The organism is Roseibium sp. (genome assembly GCF_965232425.1).
In the GTDB taxonomy this organism is placed as follows: Bacteria; Pseudomonadota; Alphaproteobacteria; order Rhizobiales; family Stappiaceae; genus Roseibium.
Genome location: NZ_OZ246971.1, coordinates 467,942 through 491,770, shown reverse-complemented (window position 1 = coordinate 491,770; position 23,829 = coordinate 467,942). Strand labels below are relative to the sequence as shown.

Below are 23,829 nucleotides of genomic sequence, written 5' to 3'. Positions count from 1 at the left end.
GTAACTCTGAGTCTCTTTGTAAGGCTGTTTGTCTTGCAAATCGGTATTTTTGCGAGGTTTACTTCAGGAAACAAAAAAATAAACGATCGCGATAATCCTCGGGAGGAGGGGACTATGAGCGAAGCGATATCCGTTCACCACGGTGAATTCGGGCGCGCGGCTCTTTACAAGCTGGATAAGCCTATCATCACGCATGCCCACCGGGAGGGGCATCTGATTTTCTATCTGGGCGGTGCCGAGGCGAAGGTCAGTGTCTCCGGGAAATGGGTCGCGGCCGACCGGAACACCGGCGTGGCCGTCAGTCCCTGGGAGCAGCACAGCTTTCACCTGAAAGACAAGAACCCGGTCGAGGCCTGCATGTGCCTGGTGCTTTACATCAAGCCGATCTGGTTTCTGGAAAACAGCCAATCTGCTGAATTTGCACTGAATTTCGGCCGGTCATTCATCTCCATGACACCCGACGTTTCCAACTGGGTGAAGCGCCTGACGTCGCTGTTGCTGGACGGCGGCAACGATCATCTGTTCGATGGCTATCTGTACCGGACCACGTTGCAGTGTTTCGAGCAGTCCTGGCGCCATGCGGACCGCAATTCGGTTCTCAGCGACAGCCGCCACAGGTTCACGGACTACCGGGTGCGCCGCTCGCTCCGTCTCATGCAGGAAAACTATACCGAGGAAGTCGAGGTGGAGTGGCTGGCGCGCGAGGTCGGCCTGTCCCGTCCGCATTTCTTCAAGCTTTTCAAGAAGCAGATGGGAATTACACCCAACCTGTATCTGAACACGCTGAGGGCGGAACAGGCGATTTCCGACCTGATGACCACCGACAAGTCGGTGACCGAAATCAGCTACGATCTCGGATTTTCCTCGCAGGCCAGCTTCACCCGTTTCTTTTCGTCCAATGTCGGGATTCCGCCCAGTGACTACCGCCGCGTGGCACACGTCACGTAAGCGGAGCGGTCCGCCGGTGCCGGACATCAATTATGCCGATGATGGGCCAACAGAGAAGACTATCGGGTACGTCGATTCCGGAGCTTCCCACTTAGCCTTTTCCTGAGCCAGCGACCTCACTGTCGATAGAGCTTAGGGAGGGCGTCGCGTGTTGCGGCAAAAACATCTCGGTCAATGCACCGCTGCCGGAGGGCGTTTCCGATGAGGGACTACGCATCGAGACATCCGGTCTGGACAGTCATCATCCTGTTGGCAGTCGCCGTTTTCATATGGCTGATCTTTGCCGTCTGGCCGAAAGGGCTTGTCGATGTTATCGGGCGCAAGAAGGTCTTCCTGAACGCGGTCTTCAACGGCATCACGCTCGGCGGCCTTTATTTCCTCGTGGCAAGCGGCTTCACCCTGATCTTCGGCCTGATGCGCAACGTCAATCTGGCGCACGGGTCACTCTACCTCCTGGGCGGCTACATCGGATATTTCGTGGCCAGTTCCACCGGTTTCTGGCTGCTCGCTTTCCCGGTTGCCTTCGTTCTTGTCGCCATCGTCGGCATTCTTTTGCAGATCTTCATCTTCCGCAGGATGGAGGGACAGGATCTCAGGCAGACGCTCGTCACGATCGGGATTTCCATCGTCATGGCGGACCTGATGCTCTGGGGCTTCGGGGGAGATTTCTACAATATTTCCCCGCCAAGCTGGCTGAGCGGACCGATGGAGACCCTGTTCGTGACGGGCGTGAAACGCTCCTCGGGAGAACTGATTTATCTGAAATATCCTGTGGTCCGGGTTGTCATTTTCCTGGCGTCCGTCGTGATCGGTGTGGCGATGTGGCTTATCCTGAACCGCACCCAGATCGGCATGATGATCCGCGCCGGTGTCGACGACCGCGACATGCTCTCGGCAACGGGCGCACGCATTCAGCTTGTCTTCGTCGGCGTCTTCGCATTCGGAGCGGGCCTTGCCGGTATCGCGGGGGTCGTCGGCGGCACGTTCCAGTCCGTCGCCCCGGGCGAAGACATCCGCTTTCTTCTGGCCTCCCTCGTGGTTGTCATCGTCGGCGGCATGGGATCCATCACCGGCGCGGCACTGGGCGCTCTCCTGATCGGGCTCGCGGAGCAGTTCGGGTCCGTCTACTTCCCGACCTATGCCGTCGTTCTCACGTTCCTGATCATGGTGCTGGTGCTGGCTTTCCGCCCGCAGGGCCTGATGGGAAGGTCGTGATCCATGGCGCTGGCTGAGAGCAATCCCGCAACCAAGGTTCGCGATGTGCGTGAGCGGGGCTGGTTCGAGCGCATACCTGCCGGCTACTGGGTCGTCTGCATTGCGCTACTGATCATGCCGGCCTTCGCCAGCGAGTTCACGCTTTACCAGGTGTTCGGCTGGTCCTTCATTCTCGGCATGATCTCGCTGAGCCTCATGTTCCTGGGCGGCTACGGTGGCATGGTGAGCCTCGTGCAGATGTCGGTTGCCGGCCTGGCCGGTTACATGGTCGCGATTTTCGGCGACAGTGCCATCACCGATATCAGCCTGGGCTGGCCCTGGTACATCGCCATTCCGCTTGCGCTCGTCGTCGCGATCTTCTTCGGAACCGTTGTCGGGTCTCTCGCCGTGCGCACCGAGGGCATCTACACCATCATGATCACGCTGGCGGTTGCCGCCGCGTTCTTCTACTTCACGCGCCAGAACTACGCCGTCTTCAACGGCTTCTCCGGTTTCAACGGGGTGCTGCCGCCCAACCTGTTCGGCGTCGACTGGCGGCAGAGCATTCCCTTCTACTACCTGACCCTGTTCTGGGCCGCCGTCGCCTATTTTGCGGTTCTGTACATCTCCCGCGCACCTTTCGGTCTTGCCTTGCAGGGTGTGCGTGACAATCCGCGCCGCATGGCCGCGCTCGGCTACAATGTCAACGCCCACAGGATCGCCGCCTATGCCTTCGCCGCCCTGATCGCCGGAACCGGGGGCATTCTCCTGACCTGGCAGTCGGCGCAGATTTCGCCGGGCACCGCAGGGATCGGTCCGGCGATCGACATTCTCGTGATCGCGGTGATCGGCGGAATGAGCCGTCCCATCGGTCCGTTCATCGGCGCGTTCATCTACGTGCTTCTCAAGACCTTCGCCATCGACGTGCTCCTGTCCGTCGGGCTGAGTGGTGAACGCTTTCAGTTGCTCATCGGCCTCGGTTTTCTCGCGATCGTCTTCTTTTCACCGGACGGCCTTCTCGGCCTCTGGGACCGCTGGCAGGACTACCGCAAGCGCGATCCCTTGCTGGACCGTGGGGAGGACAGGCTGTGACGCTGCTCGAAGCCGCCGGCACCTCCGTCTCCGACCGCCTGAGCGTCACCGGCACGGCGAACGCGCTGGAACTGCGCGGGGTCAGCAAACTCTTTGGGGCCCTCGCGGCGCTGAGCGATATCGACTTGATCGTCAAACCGGGTGAGCGGCGCGCTGTCCTTGGCTCGAACGGGGCCGGAAAAACCACCTTGTTCAACTGCATCACCGGCGACTTCGCCCCGACAACCGGGTCGATCAGGTTTTTCGGCGAGGAAGTGGCCGCGTTTCCGGCCCAGGAGCGCATCCGGCGCGGACTGCGCAGGACCTACCAGATCTCGCTCCTGTTCACCGGCCTGTCTGTCCTCGACAACGTCTATCTCGCCTGCTGCGGCGTGTCGCGCGGCCGCTTTTCGTTTGTCCGCCCGCGCCGGAACGATGCCCTGATGGCCAGCGCCGAAAACCTGGTTCACGTGGTTCATCTCGACGATGTCCGCGACACGAAGGTCTCCGATCTGTCCTACGGGCAGCAGCGCCAGCTGGAAATCGCGATGGCGCTGTCCGGTGCGCCGCGTTTCATCCTGTTCGACGAACCGGCGGCCGGTCTCTCCCCGACGGAGCGGCAGGAACTGATCGAAATACTCACCGGGCTGCCGAGCCACATGGGATACATCATCATCGAGCACGACATGGACGTTGCCCTGCGTGTCGCCGAATCCGTCACGATGATGCACAACGGTCGGATCTTCAAGGAAGGCAAACCCGCCGAAATCGAAGAGGACGAAGAGGTACAGGCCCTCTATCTCGGCGGTGAAGAGGGGCTCGGTCATGGCTGAACGCTCTTCCCCCGCGCTCGAGATCAAGGATCTCAATGTCTATTACGGCCAGTCGCATGCCTTGCAAGGGGTCAATCTGACCCTGGATCACGGGGTCCTGTCCGTCGTCGGCCGCAACGGCATGGGCAAGACGACGACTTGCAAGGCGATCATGGGCCTTGTTCCCGTGGCGTCCGGCGGCATCAGTCTGTTCGGACGGAACCTGGCAGGGCTCGGTCCCGCCGAAATCGCGCGGCTCGGGATCGGCTACGTTCCCCAGGGCCGACGTCTGTGGCGATCGCTCACGGTCGATGAACACCTGCAACTGGTCTCCCGCCGCGGCGGTGCCTGGACACCGGAGCGAGTCTATTCCGTGTTCCCGAGACTGGCGGAACGGCGCAGCAATGGCGGGGCGCAGCTGTCCGGCGGCGAGCAGCAGATGCTGGCCATCGGCCGGGCCCTTCTGCTCAATCCGAAGCTTCTCGTCATGGACGAACCGACAGAGGGGCTCGCGCCGGTGATCGTCAATCAGGTCGCCGAGATGCTGGTGCGTCTCGGCCAGGAAGGCGACATCGATGTCCTCGTGATCGAACAGAATATCGGTGTCGCCTGCGCGGTCGCCGACCAGGTCGCGATCATGGTCAATGGCCGGATCAACAGGATCCTGCCGTCCAATCAGCTTGCGGCCGACAGGGACCTGCAGCAGGCTCTTCTCGGCGTCGGCCGCCACGCGCATGACGAAACACCTGCCCCGGCACGTGAACCCGAAACGGATCAGGCAGCGCCGGCCGCACCGCATGTTCAGCGGGTGTATCTTTCCAATCCGAAAACGCCGACACGCTGGTCGCGGCCGGTTCCGGTCCGCGTGATCGAAAACACGGCGCGTACGAGCACGGCCGTGGCGGTATCGGCGGCAACGCCCGTCACGCCGCTGTTCGCACAGCGAACCGGCGGTGGCGCGACCGTCTACGTCGCCGGGACGCTCGACACCAAGGGCGAGGAACTGCGCTACATCCGCGACATTCTGAAGGCGGAGGAACTGACGGTCCGGCTTGTCGATCTTTCGACGAGCGGCAAGCCGTCAGGAGCGGAAGTCCCGCCGCATGCGGTCGCCGCCTTTCACCCGCGCGGAGCGAACGGTGTCTTCACCGGAGACCGGGGCACGGCTGTTGCCGGGATGACATTGGCATTCGAACGCTGGATGCAGGCGCAGACTGATATCGCAGGCGTCATTTCCGCCGGAGGATCGGGCGGCACGGCGCTGGTCAGCCCCGCCATGCGCACGCTGCCGGTCGGCATCCCGAAGGTGATTGTCTCGACCGTCGCCAGCGGCAACGTGGAACAATATGTTGGCCCGTCCGACATCATGATGCTCTATTCGGTTGCCGACGTTCAGGGCCTGAATTCGATCACCCGCGAAGTGCTCGGCAATGGCGCCGGCGCACTTGCGGGCGCGGTCAAGGCCCGGTCAAAGCTCAAGCCTGTCCGCAATGCCAAGCCTGCGGTCGGCTTCACCATGTTCGGCGTGACGACCCCCTGCGTTCAGCAGGTGACGGCGGCTCTTGAAGACGACTTCGACTGCCTGGTGTTCCACGCGACGGGCGTTGGCGGCAGGTCCATGGAAAAGCTCCTGGACAGCGGCATGCTCGCCGCCGTGGTGGATCTGACCACAACAGAAATCTGCGACATGGTCGCCGGAGGCGTGTTCGCGGCAAACGAGGACAGGTTCGGTGCATCGATCCGCGCAGGCCTGCCTTATATCGGGGCTTGCGGCGCGCTCGACATGGTCAACTTCAACGCCCCCGAAACCGTCCCCGAGCGCTATCGCGGCCGTCTCTTCTACGAGCACAATCCGCAAATCACGCTGATGCGGACCACGGTCGACGAAAACATCGAAATGGGCCGCTGGATCGGCAACCGCCTCAACGAGATGACCTCACCGGTCCGCTTCTTCCTGCCCGAGGGCGGGGTCTCGCTGCTGGACGCCCCCGGCATGGCCTTTCACGACCCGGCCGCCGACGAAGCGCTTTTCAGAGCTCTCGAGGACACCGTGCGCCAGACCAGCGAACGCCGGCTGATCCGTGTGCCCCACAATATCAACGACCCGGAATTCGCCGAGCTGATCGTCGAAACCTTCCGCGGCTTTCATTCTAGCCGGCGCAGCCGTGCAGCAGGAGATTGACGATGTTCGAACGCAAGCACCTTGTCGAAAAATACCGGGCCATGATTGCCCGCGGAGAACCGATCATCGGCGGTGGCGCCGGGACGGGGCTTTCCGCCAAGGGCGAGGAAGCCGGCGGCATAGACCTGATCGTCATCTACAATTCCGGCCGCTACCGGATGGCCGGACGCGGCAGCCTGGCCGGCCTGATGCCCTATGGCGATGCCAACAGCGTGGTCATGGAAATGGCCGGTGAGGTCCTGCCCGTCGTGAAGAACACGCCGGTCCTTGCCGGTGTCTGTGCGTCGGACCCGTTCCGGCTGATGGACAAGTTTCTGGACGAGGTCAAGGCCGCCGGATTTTCAGGCGTCCAGAACTTTCCGACCGTCGGACTGATCGACGGCAACTTCCGGGCCAACCTGGAAGAGACGGGAATGTCCTATCAGCTGGAAGTCGACATGGTCGCGATGGCGCACCGCAAGGACATGCTCACGACGCCATACGTGTTTTCCACCGAGGACGCGGCCGCGATGGCACGGGCTGGCGCCGACATCATCGTGTGTCATCTCGGCCTGACCACCGGCGGCAGCATCGGCGCGGAAACCTCGCTGAAGCTGGCGGACTGTCCGGCGATCGTCGACGAGTGGTCCGCGGCGGCCCTGGCGGTAAATCCCGACGCCGTCGTCCTGGTCCATGGCGGCCCGGTGGCGATGCCGGATGATGCCGAATTCGTCTTGAAGAACACGCGCAACTGCCACGGTTTCTACGGTGCGTCCTCGATGGAACGCCTGCCGACCGAGGTCGCGCTCGTCGAACAAACCAGAAAATTCAAGGAAATCCGCGGCTCTTGAGCCGGGGGGGAGGATCGAACATGGCTGGTCAGCTCATCGGGCAATTGGTGCTTTGGCTCATACTCGCGGTCATCGTCGTCTTCATCCTCTATTGGGTGATGCACTGGCTTTACCGGCGCTCGACCAAGGAGGTCGCGTTCGTGCGAACGGGTTTCCTCGGCGAAAAGGTCGTGATCGACGGCGGCGCGTTCGTCTGGCCGATCATCCATGACATCACGCCGGTCAACATGAACTCCCTGCAGATGGCACTGACCCGCGAAAAGGAAGACGCGCTGATCACCAAGGATCGTCTCAGGGTCGACGTGGACGCGGAATTCTACGTGCGGGTCGGTCAGACGAAGACGGCGGTCAGCCTGGCGGCATCGACCCTCGGGCGGCGCACGCTCGAACCGGAACGCATTCACTCGCTGCTGTCGGGCAAGTTCATCTCCGCGCTCAGAACCGTTGCATCGGAAATGACGATGGAGGAGCTTCACGAAAGCCGGCATCTTTATGTCGATCGCGTGCTTGAGGCCGCGCAGGTGGGGCTCGACAAGAACGGACTGGAGCTTGAAAGCGTCGCGATCACCGATATCGATCAGACCGGGATCGAATATTTCAATCCGTCCAACAGGTTCGATGCCGAGGGTCTGACAACGGTCATCCGCGAGATCGAGGACCGGCGGAAGCTGCGTAACGATATCGAACAGGATTCCATGATCCGCATCCGCTCGCGCAATCTGGAGGCGGAAAAGCAGGTTCTGGATATCGAGCGCGAAAGTGAGAATGCGCGCCTGGAACAGGAGCGCGAGATCGAATTCCGGCGCGCCCAGCAGCACACGGACCTCGTACGTGAACGCGCGGAACGGGAGAAGGAAGCCGAGCAGGCCTCCCTGTTGAGCCGGGAAGCGATCGAAACCGCCCGGATTGAAAACGAGCGGCTCATTTCCGAAGCGCGCATCGCCTCCGAAAAGGAAGTCCGCCAGAAGGAAATCGATCGCCAGCGGGTCATTGACGAAGCCGAGATCGTCACCCGCGAAGCCGTTGAAAAAGCGCGGATCGGGCAGGAAAAGAACCTGACCGAGGAGCGGATCAAGACGCAGCAGATGACCGAGGCGGCGGACATCGCCGCCAAGGAGGCGGTCGAAAAGGCCCGGATTGCACAGGAACGCGCGCTGTCCGAGGCGCGCATTGCCAAGGACCGGGAAACCGAAGCCCTGGAGATCGAGCGCCGGAAGACCATCGAGGAAACCGACATTGCCGCGCGCGAACTGATCGAAAAGGCGAAGATCGCGCAGGAAGAGGCGGTGACCGAGGCGCGGATCACCTTTGAGCGCTCGACCCGTGAGCGGGAAATCGCGCGCAATCTTGCCGTGGAACAGGCCGAGATCGCATCGCGCGAAGCGGCTGAAAAGCTGCGTGTCGCCCAGGAGCAGACGGTCAATGCCTCGCGCATCGAGGCGGACCGTGAAACCCGCCGGCTGGAAATCGAACGTCAGAAGATCCTCGAAGAGGCCGAAATTGCCAGCCAGAAGGCGACCGAAGCGGCACGGATTGCGCGGGAAAAGGCCCTGTCTGCAGAGCGTATCGCCTCCGAGCAGGCAACGCGCGCGCTCGAGATCGAGCGTCAGCAGCAGATCGATATTGCCCAGATCGCGGCACGCGAGGAAACCAACAAGACGCGCATCGCGCAGGAAGAGCGCATCAGGAACCTGGAGATAGCCTCCAACAAGGCGATCGACGAGGCGGAAATCGCCGCGCGCGAAGCGGTCGAGAAGGCCCGCATCGCCCAGGACAGGCAGCTGTCGTTCGAGCGCATCGCGGCGCAGGAAGCGACCGATGAACGCGATGTGGCCCGTCAGGCGGCACTCGATGCGGCCAATATCGCCGCCAAGGAGGCAACCGAGGCCAAGCGCATTGCCCAGGAGAAGGTGATCGCCGCGGAACGCATTTCCTTCGAACAGGAAACGCGCGGGTTGGAAATCGCACGCAACAAGGCCGTCGAGGAAGCCGAGATCGCGGCGCGCGAAGCGGTCGACGCGGCCCGGATTGCACAAGAGGCCAAGATCACGCTGCAGCGGATCGAGAGCGAGGAGGCAACGCGCGAACGCGACGTCGCCCGCGCAAAGGCCATCGAGGCGGCGGAAATCGCCAAGCTGGAGGCAACCGAAGCGGCGCGTATTGCAAAGGAAAAGAAGGTCGCTGCGGAACGCATCGCCTACGAGCAGGATCTGCGCGAACGCGAGATTGCCCGCAATCGCGCGGTCGACGTCGCCAACATCTCCGCACAGGAGCTTGTCGAGGCCGCCCGCATCGCGCAGGAAAACAAGGTGCGCACGGCAGAGATCGCCAAGGATGCGGACATCCGCACCCGCGAGATCGAGAAAACCGAGGCAATCGAAACCGCCGAGGTCGCCTCGCGGCGCACTGTCGAGCAGGCGCGTATCGCGCAGGAGCAGAAAACGACCGCCGAGAAGATTGCCCGCGACGAGACCATCAGGTCGCTGGAGATTGCCCGCAACAAGGCCATCGACGAGGCCCAGGTCGCAGCGGACCAGGCGGTCGAGGCGGCCAGGGTTGCCAAGGCGAAGTCAATCGACGCGGAAAAGATCCTGGCGGAACAGGAACTCGACGCCAAGAAACTGGAACGCAAGAAGGTGCTCGAGCAGCTCGAGATCGCCCGCGTCCAGGCCTTGCGCGAAGCCGAGATCGTCAGCCAGGAAGAGATCGAACGCGCACAGATCGCCTCCGAACGCGGTCTGGACGATGCCCGTATCGGCCATCAGACCGAGCGCAGGCGCCTGGAGATCGAACGCGAGAAGTCGGTCGAAAGCGCCCAGATGGACAAGGCCATCGAGCTTTACAAGAAGTCGCTGGATGAAAGCGCTGCCGCCGTCGAGGCGGAGGCCGCCCGTGCGCGCGCCACTGAGGCAGCGGAAAAGGTCAAGACGGCACAGGAGACGGAAGTCGCCACGCGCCGCAAGTCCGTCGACGTGGTTCTGGCGGAAAAGGAAGCAGAGGAAAAACGCATCGCGGCAGAAGCAGAACGCATCCGCAGGGCCGTGGAGGCCGAGGCGCAGAAACTCATCAACGAGGCGGAAAACGTTCTCACCGACGGTGCCCGTCATTCTCTGTTCAAGCGCAAGATGCTGGAGCATGTCGAAGGCATCGTCGCCGCCTCCGTCAAGCCGCTTGAGAAGATCAACGACATCAAGATCATGCAGCTTGGCGGCAACGGCACGGGCGGCCTTGGCTGGGCCGATGGCAATGGCGGCGCAGCCGGTGGCGGCGGTGGCGGAGGCGGCGGCGGCAGTCCGACCGACGAGGTCATCAACTCGGCTCTGCGTTACCGGGTTCAGGCCCCCATGGTCGACAGCCTGTTGAGCGATATCGGCATCGACGGGTCGAACCTGGCCAAGTCCGATGTCATGCGCACCGCCAACGACATGACCCGCGCCGCGAACGAGATGAAGCGTCTCAAGGCAGATGACAAGCCCAAGGGCACCGGCTCTTCGAAGGAGAGCAAGTAATGGCCCGGGTCTACACGTCCTCCGTGATCAACGCGCCGGCGTCAAAGGTCTGGGAACGGATCCGGGATTTCAACGGCCTGCCCAAGTGGCACCCGCGCATTCGCGAGAGCCGCATCGAGGATGCACTGCCGGCGGACAAGGTCGGCTGCATCCGGAATTTCAATCTGCAGAACGGCGACAATATCCGCGAGCAGCTGCTGGGTCTGTCCGACTACGACCTCTTCTACAGCTACTCGATGCTCGAAGGACCGATGCCGCTCAGCGACTACATCGCCACGCTCCGCCTCACGCCGGTGACGGAGGGCGACCGCACCTTCATCGAATGGTCCGCGGAATTCGAATGCGATCCGGAGAACGAGGACGATCTCGTCAGCGGGATCGGGACGAATGTCTTTCAGGGCGGCTTCGATGCCCTGAAGAGGCATTTCGGGGGGTAAGTGCAAGGTTTCGTTGTCAATAAATGGAGGATGGACAATGACATACCGGACTGTTTTAGGCGCGATAGGTATCGGATTCCTGGCGACGTCCGCCATGGCGCAGGATTTGCCGCCGCTTGTCGTGCAGCCAAATGCAGAGCTTGTCACTTTTGAGCATATCGAGGCATTGAACGCTTGCGACTGGAACCGGCTGATGGCGCAATACCCGGAAGAGGTCTTGTTCATTTTGCCGAACGGGGTCTGGATCGAAGGCCGTAAAAACATTGGCGACGTCTTTGCAGGCTTCTGCAAACCGCGCGAAGAGGGCGGTTTCAAGGGCGCAACTTTCATAGCCGAGAAAGTCAAGACGATCGGTGACACCGTCAATGTGTCTTGGCGCGTGGAAGCAGACTTCCTTGCCGAGCCTTACAAGGGTGCTGATGCCTACGTGACGCGCGATGGCCTGATGTATGCGCAGGTCACCACGTTCGATCCGAACGACATGAAGTTCAAGTAATCGAAGGTGAAGCGGTCGTGGTCAAGGTTGTTCGCAGCACTGTTTTGAAGGCGCCGATCGAGGCCGTGTGGGATGTCCTGCGTGACTTCAACGGCCACGACCGCTGGCACCCGGCCGTTGCCACCAGCCAGATGGAGCGGGGCGAAAGCTCCGACAGGGTCGGGGCGGTGCGCCGGTTCAAGCTGCAGGACGGATCTGAACTGCGGGAACAGCTGCTGACCATGTCGGATCTGGAGCAGAGTTTTTCCTACTGCCTGCTGGATACGCCGATCCCGCTCTTCAACTACGTGGCGCATGTGCGCCTGTTCCCGGTGACGGACGAGGACTGGACGATGTGGGAATGGGAAAGCCGGTTCGATACGCCGAAGGGGCGGGACCGGGAACTGGCAGAACTGGTCGGCAATGACATCTATGTCGCCGGCTTCAAGGCAGTTGCCGAACATATCGGGGTGGAGGCGTAACGCATGGTGACGGTGACGACGGTCGACACACTCCAGGAAGCCGCGGCGAGCAGTGCCGGGCAGGCCGTTTTTCTGGGGGGCGGCACGCTGGTGATGCGAAGCGTCAACTACGGGGAACAGGCAGTTTCGCAAATCGTCCGGCTGCGCAGCGCAGCGGCATTGCGGGGCATCAGGGCGGACGGTGCGCGTATCCTGATCGGTGCGGCAGCCACCATGGGCGATATTCTCCGTTCATCGGATGTGTCCTTCCTGCATCCGGTCGCGCGCCAGGTCGGCGGTCCGGCCATCCGCAACATGGCGACGGTCGGGGGCAACATCTTTGCGCCGCACCCCTATGGCGATTTCGCGGTCGCGCTTCTGGCGCTCGACGCAAGGCTGCACCTGTCCGACGGCAGCGAGACCGATCTGGAAAGCCTGCTGGCGTCTCGCGACAGCGAGAGACGCCTCGTGGAATCGGTATCGATCGTCAGGCCTTCGGGGGACGATTTCAGGTTCCGGAAAGTCAGCCGGGTGAAGCCCAAGGGCGTTTCCGTGATGAGCCTTGCCGCGTGGCTGCCGAGATCAGCCGGCCGCATTTCCGGCGCGCGCATCGCGTTTGGAGCCATGGCGCCGACACCGGTCCGGGCCAGGGCAGCGGAAGCCGCGCTTGAAGGTGCGGCGCTCGACGAAACCGGGGTTTCGGGCGCCCTTTCCGCGGCAACGCAAGGCCTCAACCCGCCGGATGACGGGCTGGCGTCGGGCTGGTACCGCAGCCAGGTTGCGCCCGTTCACCTGAAACGACTTTTGCTGGGCGGGGGGAGCCGGCCATGACCAAGAAACCTGTCCAGTTTCAATTGAACGGTTCACCCGTCGCCGTGTTTTCCGACGAAGGGCAGAATCTGCTCGACCTGCTGCGTCGCGGCGTCGGCGACCTGTCGCCTAAATATGGCTGCGGCCAGGGCACGTGTGGCAGCTGCACCGTGATCATTGACGGCGAGCCGCGCCTGAGCTGCCTGACCCTTGCCGAGACCGTTGAGGGTCAGCACGTGGAGACCACCAACGGTCTCGCCGATGGCCCGGATCTCCACGCCCTTCAGGAAGCCTTCATGGAGAATTTCGCGGCGCAATGCGGCTATTGCACGCCGGGCATGCTCATGGCCGCGAAGGCCCTGCTGGATCGGACGCCGCGTCCGAGCCGGGAGGAAATCGTCGAGGCGATTTCCGGCAACATCTGCCGCTGCACGGGCTACGAGCCGATCATCGACGCCATTCTGGCCGCGAGCGGTCAGCCGACACGGAGGACCGGCTGATGTCATCGGTTGAATTCAGGAAAGACCTCTTTTCGGACGAGCGCGACGACAACCTGCAGGAAATCGGTAAACCGACACGGCGCCAGGACATCCTGGGCCATGTGACCGGACGCTCGCCCTATTACGACGATCATCTGTTCGACGGTCTGCTGCACATGCGCTGCGTGCGTTCGCCGCATCACCATGCCCGCATCCGGTCCATCGATACCAGCCAGGCGGAACGCATGCCCGGCGTGGTGCGTGTCGTGCTGGCGCGTGACGTTCCGAACAACCTCAACACGCTCCTCTCGCTGATCAATTTCGGCAAGGACGAGGAAAAACTGATCCAGGACACGAAGGTTGCCTATGCCGGCGAGCCCGTTGCCGCGATCATTGCCGAAACCGAAGCTCAGGCGCGTGCGGCCTGCGCCGCCGTCAGGGTCGAATATGAAGTCTTGCCGCATGTTCTCGACCCGGAAGCTTCGCTGAAACCGGACGCGCCGGTCGTCAACGAGGTCTATCCGAACAACACTTTCGATTACCACGATCTCTACGACCACCAGAAGCTGCGCTTCGGAGACGTCGAGAAAGGCTTCTCCGACGCCGACCACATCGTTGAAGGCGAATACCAGATGTCGCCGATCGAGCAGGCGCCCATCGAGACCTGTGGCGCGATTGCCGCGCCGGAGACCAACGATCGGTTCGTCTGTTACACCTCTACGCAAGCGCTGTTCTTCTCTCTGGGAACGACTGCCAAGCTCTTGAACATGCCGTCATCCCGCCTGCATTTTGTCGGCGGAACAGTGGGCGGAGGCTTCGGCGGCAAGGTCGACAGTATCGTCGAACCCCTGTCCGTGCTCGGCGCGGTTCTGACCGGGCGGCCCGTCAAGTTCATGTGGGACCGCGCGGAGGAAATGCAGGTCGGCGCGCCGCGCGGCGCGGAGCGCTGGCGCATCAAGGACGGTGTTGCCCGTGATGGCCGCATTCTGGCGCGGGCGTTCACGGGTTTCTTTGATGCAGGCGCCTACACGCGGCTGTCCTCCTACGCCATCATCAAGTGTACCGGCCATATTCCCGGGCCCTATTCGATCCCGAATGTTGCCTCCAACGTCTATTGCGTCTTCACCAACCGGACGCCGGCAACGGCAATGCGCGGTTTCGGCATCACCGGCGTCGATTTCGCCATTGAGTGTCACATGGACAAGGTAGCCGAGACCGTCGGCCTGAACCCGATCGAACTCAGGATCCTGAACGCCTACCGGGACGGCGACATGAAGCCGCATCGCCGCCTGGCGAAGAACACGGCGCTGATCGAGTGCTGCCAGGTGGCCAGCCAGAAATCCGGATGGGCGATCAGTGCCGACGCTGCGCGCCAGTCCAGTCTGACCGGCGGAGGCGGCACGCGGGCCGACATCCCGGAAAGCATTACCGACAGCGTCGGCCGGATCGGCGAACGCAGACGCGCCGATATTCCGACGGAGCCGGGACAGGGCGCGTCCTCCAAGGGCCGCGTCGCAGCCGGGACGCAGGGTATCCCGATCGTCGCAGCAGCCCCGCAGGATGACGACATGATCACGGATCCGGCGCGCATGGGGTTCCGGCATGCGCCGGCGGCGTCGCCGGAACCTGGCGCAGCGCCATCAATCCCTGTTGCGCCAGCAGCGGCACCGACAGCTGCGCCCGTGCCGCCGCAGCAAACTGCAGCGCCTCGGCAACCTGTTGCGCCGCAGCCATCCGCGCCGCAACCTGCGGCACCACAGCCGCCGCAGACCACCCCTGATCCGGCTCCGGCGCCTTACAAGCCCGAGCAGCCGTTCTCGCGCGGGGTCAAGCGGCCCGGTGTCTCCCGTTTTCTGTCCGGTTCAAGGAGGCGCTGATCATGGCCATTCACAAGGGGCGCGGCTTTGCCTGCATCAACTACCCGATCGGCATGAATCTCGGCGGCGATCCGAGCCAGGCCCTCGTCCATTCCACGCCGGACGGCAAGTTCATGGTGTCGCTGTCCTCGATCGACCTGGGGCAGGGCATGAAATCGGTCACACGCCAGATCGCGGCGGAAACGCTCGGTGTCCCGGTGTCGGATGTCTATGTCGACACGGCGGACAGCGACACCGGCCCCCATTGCATGGGGTCCTTTGCCTCGCGCGGAACACACCGGGTCGGCAATGCCGTGATCCGGGCCGCGACCGAGGCGCGCAAGGCGCTGCTGGAGGCCGCCGCCGAAGAGCTGGAAGTCAATGCGACAGACCTTGAAACGGACGGTCAGGGCAACATCCAGGTCAAGGGTGCGCCGGGCCGCACGATCACCGTCGCCGATACCGCCATTGCCGCGCAGTTCAAGCAGGGCCGGACCCTGTCCGGGCGCGGCATCTTCCTTATCCCGCCCTCCGACGTTGACCCGGACACGGGCGAGATGACGCCCGTCTCCTGTTTCGCGCATGCCGCGCTGGTCGTCGATCTGGAGGTGGACGATGAAACCGGCGAGGTCTCGGTGACGGAGATCAATTCCGCCTATGAAGTCGGGCGGGCGCTGAATCCGCGTCTCGTCGAGCAGCAGCTGATCGGCGGTGCCTGGATGGGCGTTTCGCATGCCCTTTATGAGACGACGGAACCCTATTACCCGGACCGGAGCCACGGTCCGGTGGATTTCAACACCTACCTGATGCCCGGACCAGGCGAGATCGTGAACCACAACATCGCGGTCCTGGAAAGACCCGCCGAAGATGCGCCTTTCGGGGGCAAGGGACCGGGCGAGATGTGCGCCAACCCCGTTCTTCCGGCAATCGCCAACGCCGTCTACAACGCCGTCGGCGTGCGCTGCGACACGCTCCCGATTACGCCCGAAAAGGTCCTGCGGGGCATTCTCGCCAATGGCGGCGCGCGGCCGCAGGGAGCGCGCTGAACCATGCCCGTCAAGCCGTCCATCGTCGGGATCGATAGCCCGGACCGCCTCCGGGACGCACTCAATGCCGCGCAGTATATCGCGGGTGAAGATCTGTCGACGGCCGCCTATCTCGCCCTGGCGCTGGGCAAACCGCTGCTTCTGGAAGGCGCGCCGGGTGTCGGCAAGACGGAAGCGGCAAAGGCCATCTCCTCGGTGCTCGGCAGGCGCGTTGTCCGCCTGCAATGTTTCGAGGGGATCGATGCCGCCTCCGCGCTTTACGAGTGGAACTACACGAGGCAGATGCTCGCGATCCGGCAGGCAGGCGACGACTACGTCAACATCTATGAGGACCAGTTCCTGCTCCAGCGGCCCATGCTGGAAGCGCTGCGCTCTCCCGATGACTGCGTGCTGCTGATCGACGAGATCGACCGTTCGGATCAGGAATTCGAGGCCTTCCTGCTGGAGTTCCTGTCCGACTTTGCCATTTCCATTCCGGAGACCGGCACGGTCCGCGCGGCGCGTCCGCCTGTTGTGGTTCTCACCTCCAACCGGACCCGCGACCTGCACGAGGCGCTCCGCCGCCGCTGCGTCTATCACTGGATTGACTACCCGGACATCCACCTCGAGGCCCGGATCGTCATGGCACGGGCAAGTTCCGTCGCCGAGGCGACAGCAAACGCGGTGGCCGGTGCGGTCGCCAGGCTCCGGACGGAGCCGCTCGCCAAACCGCCCGGCGTTGCCGAGACGGTGGAATGGGCGGAAGCGGCGACGCTGCTTCACAATCAGGGTGCGGCCTGGCCCGAGGCGTTCCGCCGCGCAATCGGCGTGGCGCTCAAGGACCACGACGACCTGACCTTTCTTGAAGGGCGGCTCGACGGTTTCATGCCGCAGGAGGCCGCATGACCCTCCCGCGGACCAGCAGGCCCTTTGTCGAGTTTCCCGCGATCCTGAGGGCACACGGGTTTGCCGTCGCGCCGGATCAGACCATCGACTTCCTGCAAGCGATCAGCCTTCTGGGGCCGCGCGACATCGCCGATATCCGGCGCGCCGCTCTTGCCACTCTCGCGATCCCGCGGGAACGCCATGCGGAATTCGATGCCCTGTTCCAGGCCTATTTTCTCGGGCAGGCACTGGCCGCTCCGATCGAGGACGAGGAGGGCGAGGAGGGTGTCGACGCGTTCGAGCCGTCCTCGGAAACGATCGAGATCGACCAGGATGAGGGCGACGAAGAGCCGGGCGAACTTGCAACCTCCGCAGAACTTCTGGGACGGCGGCAGTTTCCGCCAATCGCCGATCCCGACGCCCTCAGGGATCTCGCGCGGCGGGCAGGCAAGGAACTGCCGCGCAGACAGTCCTACCGGCGCTTCCTCGACAGCCGCGGAACGCGGATCGACCTGCGCCGCGCCTTGCGGCAGGCCCTCCGGCGCGACGGCGAGGTTTTCGATCTGCCGAAGACAAGGCGCAAGACCAAGCAGCGCCGCATTCTTCTATTGATCGATGTGTCAGGGTCAATGAAGGACCAGAGCGACGGTGCGCTGCGGTTTGCCCATGCACTGGTGCAGTCGGCGGACAGTGTCGAGGTTTTCAGCCTGGGCACACGGCTGACGCGTATCACCGCGCCTCTCAGGATCAAGGACGCTGACCGTGCGCTGGACCATGTCGGGGCGGCGGTTGCCGATTTCGACGGCGGCACGCGCATCGGCGAGGCGCTGGCAGCCTTTCTGGCCGTGCCGCGCTTCGCTGCCTATGCGCGCGGAGCCGCGACGCTTGTCCTCTCCGACGGTCTTGAGCGCGGCTCTCCCGAGGCGCTGATTTCGGCGGTTCAACGCTTGTCGCGGGTGTCGTGGCGGCTTGACTGGCTGTCGCCACTCGCCGCCGACCCGCTCTACGAACCGCGGACGGAAGCCCTGTCCGCCTGTCTTCCCTATCTCGATGCGCTCGTGCCCTGCGACCGGATCGATGCCATGTGCACCCACGTTCTGTCCCTTGCGAGGCCCGCATGATCGACGCGCACCATCATATCTGGCTTCAGAAAGATCTGCCCTGGCTCCTGGGCCCCGAACAGCCGCGCATCTTCGGCCCCTACGCCGCCATCAAGCGGGACTACCTGATCGACGAATTTCTCGCCGATCTCAAAGGAACCGGGATCGAGAAGTCGGTCTACGTCCAGGCCAACTGGGCGCCGAACTGGTTCGAGGACGAAGTTGCCTGGGTCCAGTCCGTGGCCGATCAGTCCGGCTGGCCGCACGGGATCGTCGGTTTCGCCGACTTCACGGTGGACGACGTGCGCCCGCAGCTGGACAGGCTGAAGAAATACCCGCTGGTGCGCGGGATCCGCCAGCAGCTGCACTGGCATGAAAACCCGCTCTACCGCTTCGCGCCGCATCCGGGGCTCCCGGCAGATCCGCTTGTGCGCAAGAACATCGCCTGTCTTGCCGATTACGGATGGTCCTTCGACCTGCAGGTCTTTGCATCGCAGATGGAGGATGCTGCCGGTCTTGCCGAGAGCTGCCCGGATGTCCCCTTCATCCTGATGCATGCAGGCATGTTGGAAGATACGTCACCAGACGGCGTCAAGGCCTGGCGCAAGGGCATGCGCAGGCTCGCGGCATGTCCGAACGTTTTCACCAAGCTTTCGGCCTTCGGCACGTTCATTCACAAGAACGACCCGGACTTCATTGCCTTCTTGATCAAGCAGAGCCTGGACCTCTTCAGCGCCGAGCGCTGCATGTTCGGCTCGAATTTTCCGATCGAAAAACTCTGGACCACCTACACCGATCTCTTTGCGGCCTTCCGGCAGGGCGCGAAGGGACTTTCGAAGAACAAACAGCAAGCGATTTTTCACGATACGGCTGAACGGATCTACCGGCTCTAGCCGCCTGTCATCCTGACCGCCTTTCATCTACGGGAGAAACACAAATGGCCCTTACCATCCACGTTCTGGACTACGGAGACATTGAGCTCGAGACTTCCTTTCTCGTGCTCGGCCACGAATGCGGCCGGATCCGGCGGGTCCCGGTCTACGGCTTCCTGATCCTCGGCGGTACGCATCCCGTTCTGGTCGATACCGGCTATCGCGACAACGCGATCATGGAAAGCCTCGGCATGCGCGGCCTCCAGTTCCACGACAACATGATCGAGAACCAGCTTGCCAAGCACGGTCTGAAACTGGGCGACATCCGCTACATCCTGCACACCCATCTGCATATCGATCACGCGGGCAAGGACGACTTGTTCCCCATGAATACGACGGTCGTCCTGAACCGGAGGGAGATGGAATTCTCGGTCTCCGGCATCATGTATCCGCAATATCCGAAGCCGGACATCATGCACCTTGTCGAGCGGATCTACGAACCGGAGGCCATGCGCTTCCTCGATCTGGAAATCACCGGCGCGGAGGAGATCATTCCGGGCGTGTGGTGCGAGGCAGCCGGCGCGCATACCGAAGGATCCATGAACGTGATCGTGGAAACGGCGGAAGGCCTGGCCTGCATCTGCGGCGACGTCATCTACGATTTCAACGACCAGATCGTCAATCACGTCTATACGAACAACTGGATGGAGCCGCGTGTCACCGGCAACCATGCCGGTTCCAAGCGCGAGGAAAAGGGCGCCATCAAGAAGCTCCTCAACAACTACACCTTCCTGCTGCCGGTCCATGACCGGCCGGCGAAGATCCAGAACCAGCAGGTTGTCGGACGCCTGTCCATGACCGTTCCGGGCCCGATGACGGAGACCGTCCCCGAGCGGCAATGGTTCCCGATGTAACAGATGAAATCACGGGAAGCCTGTGCTTCTCCGCCAAGAAAAGACTGGGAGGGATCTGTGGGACATACCGTCGTCGACCCGAAATTCCTGGACCTGATGGACCAGCACGCCGCTGTTGAACGGATCGGCACCGGTTTCGTGTTCACCGAGGGGCCCATCTGGCATCCGGTGGAGCACCATCTCCTGTTTTCCGACATGCCCGGCGATGTCAGGCGCAAGTGGACGCCGCGGGACGGTGTGAGCGAATATCTGCGCCCGTCGAACAAGGGCAACGGCATGACCTACGACGCGGAGCTGAACCTCCTCGTCTGTGAACACGCCACGAGTTCGGTGGCCAGGTTCCGGCCGGACGGATCGCGGGAACTGCTGGCTTCGCATTACGAGGGCAGGGAACTCAACTCCCCGAACGACATCGTCGTAAGGTCCGATGGGGCGATCTTCTTCACCGACCCGACCTATGGCCGCATGGAGCATTTCGGCGTACCGAGGGCACTCCAGCAGGGCTTTCAGGGGGTCTACATGCTGCCTCCCGGCCACAGGCCGGGCGACGAGGCGGTTCTCGTTTCCGACCGCTACATGTTCACCCAGCCGAACGGGCTCTGCTTTTCGCCGTGCGAGCGCTGGATGTGGGTGAACGACACCGAGCAGGCGAACATCCGCATGTTCGATGTCGGCGAGGACGGCAGGCTCAGGAACGGGCGCATCTTTGCCTCCGGTATCAAGGATGCGGTCAAGGCTGGGGTTCCGGACGGCATGAAGGCCGATGCCAACGGCAATGTCTGGGTGACGGCACCCGGCGGTGTCTGGGTCTATTCGTTTGAGGGGCTTCTGATCGGCAAGGTCGAGGTCCCGGAAATGGTCGCCAACCTGCATTGGGGCGGCGAGGACTGGCAGACCCTTTTCATGTGTGCCTGCACGTCCGTCTACACCGTCAAGACGAAGGTCCGGCCGCGATCGGAACCCTTCATGTCGGCGCAACCGGCAAGCCGTTCGGCGGCCGCCAAGCCCGCGGGTGCTGCCGGTACTGCCAGCACGTCTTCCAAGGGGCTGCAACTGTCCGAATGCCCCGCACTCGACCCGAAGAAAACCGCGCTCCTGATCCAGGATCTGCAAAACGACGTCATGATCGACGGGGGCGCTTTCGAGGGCACGGGGTCGCCGCAGCATGCGCGCGAGCAGAATGTGGTCGCCAACGCGATTGCGCTTGCCGATGCGGCCCGGCGGCAGGGAATTCCCGTCATTCACATCTGGATGGTGTGCGAACCCGGTCACCCGCTGCTGGCCCAGCACGCGCCGCTGTTTCAGGGGCTCAAGGGCGAAAACGCCCTGGTGCGGGGGACGTGGGGCGTTGCGCCGGTGCCGGGGCTGGAACCGAAGCCGGGGGACCTCGTCTGCGAGAAGATGTCCATGAGCGGCTGGGAGACGTCACGGCTTGAAAGCTACCTGCGCCACGCGGGCATCGACACGATCATCAACACCGGTTCGTGGACCAACATGAGCGTGGAACACACGGCGCGCACGGCCGCGGACAAGGGCTTCAGGGTGGTTGTGCCGGAAGATGCCTGCTCTACAATGAACGCCGACTGGCACCGCGCGTCGATCAATTACGCCATGCAGAATGTGGCCCATGTCACGTCGGTTGCCTCGGTCATGTCCGCGCTTGGATAGGAGGCATTGAATGAGCAGGATCGCGATCGTAACCGGAGGTGCGCAGGGCATCGGCTTTGCCTGTGCGAAGAGACTGAAGACCGACGGTGCGCGTCTTGTTCTGTGGGATATGGACGAGGAGGTTCTGGCGACGGCCGCCGATGAACTCGATGCGACGGCCATCAAGGTGGACCTGTCCGACTGGAACGCGGTTTCCGAAGCCCATGAGCGCACCAAGTCGCTTGTCGGCAGCGCTGCCATCGTCGTCAACTCGGCCGGGATCGCCGGACCCAACGCGCCCGTTGAAGACTATCCCGTCGCCGACTGGGCGCGCATCATGGAGATCAACACCAACGGATCGTTCCATGTGCTCAAGGCGGTTCTTCCCGACATGAAGAAGAACAATTACGGCCGTGTCGTCCTGATCGCCTCCGTCGCCGGCAAGGAGGGCAACCCGAACGCCTCGGCCTACAGCGCCTCGAAGGCGGCCGTCATGGCACTCGCGAAGAGCGCGGGCAAGGAATGCGCGGGTTACGACATTGCCATCAACGCCGTGACGCCTGCTGCCGCGCGCACACGCATTTTCGATCAGATGAGCCAGGAGCACATCGACTACATGCTGTCGAAAATCCCGAGAAATCGTTTTCTCGAAGTGTCCGAGGCCGCGGACATGATCGCCTGGCTGTGCAGCCCGGAAAACAGCTTCACCACCGGCGCGGTGTTCGATCTGTCGGGTGGCCGGGCGACCTACTGAAGCGTCAGGCAAAGCCGGATGAGGCGGGTGCGCGCGAAGCGGGAACTGCTGCCATGGCACCTTTCCTTTGCGAGGTTCACCGGTATTCCAAGGCGCAATTGCCGCTTCAGGAGAGCGCGGCTTGTATTCTTCCCCTGTCCTTGCCGTGAACCCGCTTCTTTCCGCCGCAGATCCACTTGCCAGCTGTTGTCGTCTGCATCATGAGTATGGAATAGAATTCGTCGCGGGTGGTGACGAGGCTCAATATGTGGGACGCAGTCACCATACTTGTTTGTCTCTGGACCTGCGCTACTTCAGTTGCGTTCCAGGCCGCCGCAGGACTGTATCCACGGATGTGAGAGCCGCGGCGCATGGCATCGTCATCGATAAAGCGTTGTTTTACCGTGGTATTTGGCGGCATGTTCCCCGCCGCCACCGACGACGTGCCAATGTGGCCGACGCGCCTGTTTCCGCTTTTTCCGATCCAGGAGCAGATCCAGCAGCCGCTCATGAAGCCCGTCAGCACATCGGTATTGGTGGAACGCACGTAGGCCGTTCGTCCAACGACGTAGTTGAGCCAGCGATGTCGTATTGTCGCGCCTATCACGATACCCAACGCCGAAGGCCGTGCCGCGCCGTTATACAGACTTGGGTGATACCCCGTATACGTGAGCGCTGGGGCATGGTCGGTGCCCGAACGAACGACGTGACCGTCCCAGGGGTCTCTCTCAATAGGCTTTGGCGGGTTCCAGGTGTAGGTGAAACCTGTTTCAAAATAGCGCTCGATCACGTCTCGCCCCCTTCGCGATACCTCTCGTGCCGCACCTGTCTAAATACGACCTATAGCAACCTTAGAGGATCTTTCGGGAGATGTAACGGGTCGCAAAGGCGGTCAGGTAAAGCACCTGCCGGCATCATCCACAAGCCGGACGGCGTCCACGGCTGCCGCAGTCGTGCGGGGAGGGGCCCGTCATCGGGAGGTTGGTGCATTCGTTGGTGAGCGGAGGCCATCTGTGAGCGACCCTGCGGACGTCGAGCTACTCGACGCAGTCGGGAAAGCAGCAGGGTTTGCCGGAAGGATGGATGGTGCTGCCGGAGAGATTTGAACTCAGGACTTGGAAGCTACATCGCGTTGATATCAAACAACTTTTTCCTTTGATCTGATTGCCCTGTGTACCAACACTGGGGACCAGCTCATAACTCTCGGATCTCATACTTCGAACGGATTGTAAAGCAAATTAACATTTTTGGTTTCGGCAGCTCGTCAAGTGCGCATCTAACCCAACTTCCGCGCTTTCGCAGGATGGGTAGCTTCAAGTCAAAAGTCTCCCTAGCGGCTCAGGCATGAGTCGGCTCGGTCGATGGTTACCTAGAGAAAGTTGTTGCATTAACAACTTTAACGTGATTGAATTTGACAGCGCTTAACTAGACTTAGGGGAATTCTATGTTCAAGCGATGTTATACTTTTGTTTTTATAGTACTTTTGTCAATTTTGGCGAGTAGATTCGCCATTGCACAAGATACTACCAGTGCTGACGAGCTGCAAACCATCATAGCTGAATTGAGAGAGGGCCAGCCCAACTATGAAG

Annotated in this window: 21 protein-coding genes; 20 read left to right on the top strand and 1 reads right to left on the bottom strand. The window is 62.3% G+C overall.

Translation table 11 applies throughout. The annotated features are described in order from the left end of the window. Positions 1-114 precede the first annotated feature (114 nt). The 20 genes from ACO08A_RS02345 (at position 115) to ACO08A_RS02250 (ending at position 22,261) form a co-directional block, all read left to right on the top strand. Positions 115-948, top strand: coding sequence for an AraC family transcriptional regulator (locus ACO08A_RS02345; protein WP_319386383.1), 834 nt, complete (start codon positions 115-117; stop codon positions 946-948). A 201-nt stretch (positions 949-1,149) separates the two neighbouring features. Continuing rightward, complete coding sequence (locus tag ACO08A_RS02340) at positions 1,150-2,163, top strand: branched-chain amino acid ABC transporter permease (RefSeq protein WP_422039648.1); 1,014 nt, start codon at positions 1,150-1,152, stop codon at positions 2,161-2,163. A 3-nt stretch (positions 2,164-2,166) separates the two neighbouring features. Next, the gene (locus ACO08A_RS02335) at positions 2,167-3,234 is read left to right on the top strand and encodes a branched-chain amino acid ABC transporter permease (RefSeq protein ID WP_422039647.1); all 1,068 of its coding nucleotides are present in this window, start codon (positions 2,167-2,169) and stop codon (positions 3,232-3,234) included. 2 nt (positions 3,235-3,236) lie between these two features. After that, entirely contained in the window at positions 3,237-4,046 is an 810-nt protein-coding gene (locus tag ACO08A_RS02330) for an ABC transporter ATP-binding protein (protein WP_422041845.1), read from the top strand. Then, positions 4,039-6,207 carry an ABC transporter permease gene (locus ACO08A_RS02325; protein WP_422039646.1) on the top strand — a complete coding sequence of 723 codons (2,169 nt, stop codon included), beginning with the start codon at positions 4,039-4,041 and terminating at the stop codon, positions 6,205-6,207. The genes ACO08A_RS02330 and ACO08A_RS02325 overlap by 8 nt, the downstream gene beginning before the upstream one ends. Positions 6,208-6,209: 2 nt before the next feature. Further along, the gene (locus ACO08A_RS02320; protein WP_422039645.1) at positions 6,210-7,037 is read left to right on the top strand and encodes a phosphoenolpyruvate hydrolase family protein; all 828 of its coding nucleotides are present in this window, start codon (positions 6,210-6,212) and stop codon (positions 7,035-7,037) included. A 20-nt stretch (positions 7,038-7,057) separates the two neighbouring features. Further along, the gene (locus ACO08A_RS02315) at positions 7,058-10,546 is read left to right on the top strand and encodes a flotillin domain-containing protein (RefSeq protein WP_422039644.1); all 3,489 of its coding nucleotides are present in this window, start codon (positions 7,058-7,060) and stop codon (positions 10,544-10,546) included. Beyond that, the gene (locus ACO08A_RS02310) at positions 10,546-10,983 is read left to right on the top strand and encodes an SRPBCC family protein (protein WP_319386389.1); all 438 of its coding nucleotides are present in this window, start codon (positions 10,546-10,548) and stop codon (positions 10,981-10,983) included. Before ACO08A_RS02315 ends, ACO08A_RS02310 begins: the two co-directional genes overlap by 1 nt. Positions 10,984-11,020: 37 nt before the next feature. Beyond that, positions 11,021-11,479: a nuclear transport factor 2 family protein gene (locus ACO08A_RS02305; RefSeq protein WP_422039643.1), complete on the top strand. Its 459-nt coding sequence runs from the start codon at positions 11,021-11,023 to the stop codon at positions 11,477-11,479. Positions 11,480-11,496: 17 nt separating this feature from the next. Further along, positions 11,497-11,940: an SRPBCC family protein gene (locus ACO08A_RS02300; protein WP_422039642.1), complete on the top strand. Its 444-nt coding sequence runs from the start codon at positions 11,497-11,499 to the stop codon at positions 11,938-11,940. Between the two features lie 3 nt (positions 11,941-11,943). Next, positions 11,944-12,750 carry an FAD binding domain-containing protein gene (locus tag ACO08A_RS02295; protein WP_422039641.1) on the top strand — a complete coding sequence of 269 codons (807 nt, stop codon included), beginning with the start codon at positions 11,944-11,946 and terminating at the stop codon, positions 12,748-12,750. Next, a complete protein-coding gene (locus ACO08A_RS02290; RefSeq protein WP_319386393.1) occupies positions 12,747-13,229 on the top strand; it encodes a (2Fe-2S)-binding protein in 483 nt (160 codons plus the stop codon). The genes ACO08A_RS02295 and ACO08A_RS02290 overlap by 4 nt, the downstream gene beginning before the upstream one ends. Continuing rightward, positions 13,229-15,085, top strand: coding sequence for a xanthine dehydrogenase family protein molybdopterin-binding subunit (locus ACO08A_RS02285; protein WP_422039640.1), 1,857 nt, complete (start codon positions 13,229-13,231; stop codon positions 15,083-15,085). Before ACO08A_RS02290 ends, ACO08A_RS02285 begins: the two co-directional genes overlap by 1 nt. Positions 15,086-15,087: 2 nt before the next feature. Continuing rightward, positions 15,088-16,110, top strand: a complete 1,023-nt coding sequence (locus tag ACO08A_RS02280; RefSeq protein WP_422039639.1) for a xanthine dehydrogenase family protein molybdopterin-binding subunit — start codon at positions 15,088-15,090, stop codon at positions 16,108-16,110. 3 nt (positions 16,111-16,113) lie between these two features. Then, positions 16,114-16,995, top strand: coding sequence for an AAA family ATPase (locus tag ACO08A_RS02275; protein WP_422039638.1), 882 nt, complete (start codon positions 16,114-16,116; stop codon positions 16,993-16,995). Continuing rightward, complete coding sequence (locus tag ACO08A_RS02270; RefSeq protein ID WP_422039637.1) at positions 16,992-18,095, top strand: vWA domain-containing protein; 1,104 nt, start codon at positions 16,992-16,994, stop codon at positions 18,093-18,095. The genes ACO08A_RS02275 and ACO08A_RS02270 overlap by 4 nt, the downstream gene beginning before the upstream one ends. Beyond that, on the top strand, positions 18,092-18,967 hold the full coding sequence (locus ACO08A_RS02265; RefSeq protein WP_422039636.1) for an amidohydrolase family protein: 876 nt from the start codon (positions 18,092-18,094) through the stop codon (positions 18,965-18,967). The genes ACO08A_RS02270 and ACO08A_RS02265 overlap by 4 nt, the downstream gene beginning before the upstream one ends. Before the next feature lie 44 nt (positions 18,968-19,011). Next, positions 19,012-19,860 carry an N-acyl homoserine lactonase family protein gene (locus tag ACO08A_RS02260; RefSeq protein WP_306140659.1) on the top strand — a complete coding sequence of 283 codons (849 nt, stop codon included), beginning with the start codon at positions 19,012-19,014 and terminating at the stop codon, positions 19,858-19,860. Positions 19,861-19,917: 57 nt separating this feature from the next. Further along, entirely contained in the window at positions 19,918-21,528 is a 1,611-nt protein-coding gene (locus ACO08A_RS02255; RefSeq protein WP_422039635.1) for an isochorismatase family protein, read from the top strand. 10 nt (positions 21,529-21,538) lie between these two features. Continuing rightward, complete coding sequence (locus tag ACO08A_RS02250) at positions 21,539-22,261, top strand: SDR family NAD(P)-dependent oxidoreductase (RefSeq protein ID WP_422039634.1); 723 nt, start codon at positions 21,539-21,541, stop codon at positions 22,259-22,261. Between the two features lie 106 nt (positions 22,262-22,367). On the opposite strand, the gene ACO08A_RS02245 is transcribed toward ACO08A_RS02250, so the two are convergent. Beyond that, complete coding sequence (locus ACO08A_RS02245) at positions 22,368-23,030, bottom strand: hypothetical protein (protein ID WP_422039633.1); 663 nt, start codon at positions 23,028-23,030, stop codon at positions 22,368-22,370. Positions 23,031-23,829: the final 799 nt, after the last annotated feature.

Bases quoted from the DNA above. Each gene is read 5' to 3' on its own strand.
- ACO08A_RS02345 (WP_319386383.1), top strand. From the start codon at position 115: ATGAGCGAAGCGATATCCGTTCACCACGGTGAATTCGGGCGCGCGGCT.
- ACO08A_RS02340 (WP_422039648.1), top strand. From the start codon at position 1,150: ATGAGGGACTACGCATCGAGACATCCGGTCTGGACAGTCATCATCCTG.
- ACO08A_RS02275 (WP_422039638.1), top strand. From the start codon at position 16,114: ATGCCCGTCAAGCCGTCCATCGTCGGGATCGATAGCCCGGACCGCCTC.
- ACO08A_RS02265 (WP_422039636.1), top strand. From the start codon at position 18,092: ATGATCGACGCGCACCATCATATCTGGCTTCAGAAAGATCTGCCCTGG.
- ACO08A_RS02320 (WP_422039645.1), top strand. From the start codon at position 6,210: ATGTTCGAACGCAAGCACCTTGTCGAAAAATACCGGGCCATGATTGCC.
- ACO08A_RS02290 (WP_319386393.1), top strand. From the start codon at position 12,747: ATGACCAAGAAACCTGTCCAGTTTCAATTGAACGGTTCACCCGTCGCC.
- ACO08A_RS02325 (WP_422039646.1), top strand. From the start codon at position 4,039: ATGGCTGAACGCTCTTCCCCCGCGCTCGAGATCAAGGATCTCAATGTC.
- ACO08A_RS02270 (WP_422039637.1), top strand. From the start codon at position 16,992: ATGACCCTCCCGCGGACCAGCAGGCCCTTTGTCGAGTTTCCCGCGATC.
- ACO08A_RS02315 (WP_422039644.1), top strand. From the start codon at position 7,058: ATGGCTGGTCAGCTCATCGGGCAATTGGTGCTTTGGCTCATACTCGCG.
- ACO08A_RS02285 (WP_422039640.1), top strand. From the start codon at position 13,229: ATGTCATCGGTTGAATTCAGGAAAGACCTCTTTTCGGACGAGCGCGAC.
- ACO08A_RS02305 (WP_422039643.1), top strand. From the start codon at position 11,021: ATGACATACCGGACTGTTTTAGGCGCGATAGGTATCGGATTCCTGGCG.
- ACO08A_RS02260 (WP_306140659.1), top strand. From the start codon at position 19,012: ATGGCCCTTACCATCCACGTTCTGGACTACGGAGACATTGAGCTCGAG.
- ACO08A_RS02250 (WP_422039634.1), top strand. From the start codon at position 21,539: ATGAGCAGGATCGCGATCGTAACCGGAGGTGCGCAGGGCATCGGCTTT.
- ACO08A_RS02280 (WP_422039639.1), top strand. From the start codon at position 15,088: ATGGCCATTCACAAGGGGCGCGGCTTTGCCTGCATCAACTACCCGATC.
- ACO08A_RS02335 (WP_422039647.1), top strand. From the start codon at position 2,167: ATGGCGCTGGCTGAGAGCAATCCCGCAACCAAGGTTCGCGATGTGCGT.
- ACO08A_RS02295 (WP_422039641.1), top strand. From the start codon at position 11,944: ATGGTGACGGTGACGACGGTCGACACACTCCAGGAAGCCGCGGCGAGC.
- ACO08A_RS02310 (WP_319386389.1), top strand. From the start codon at position 10,546: ATGGCCCGGGTCTACACGTCCTCCGTGATCAACGCGCCGGCGTCAAAG.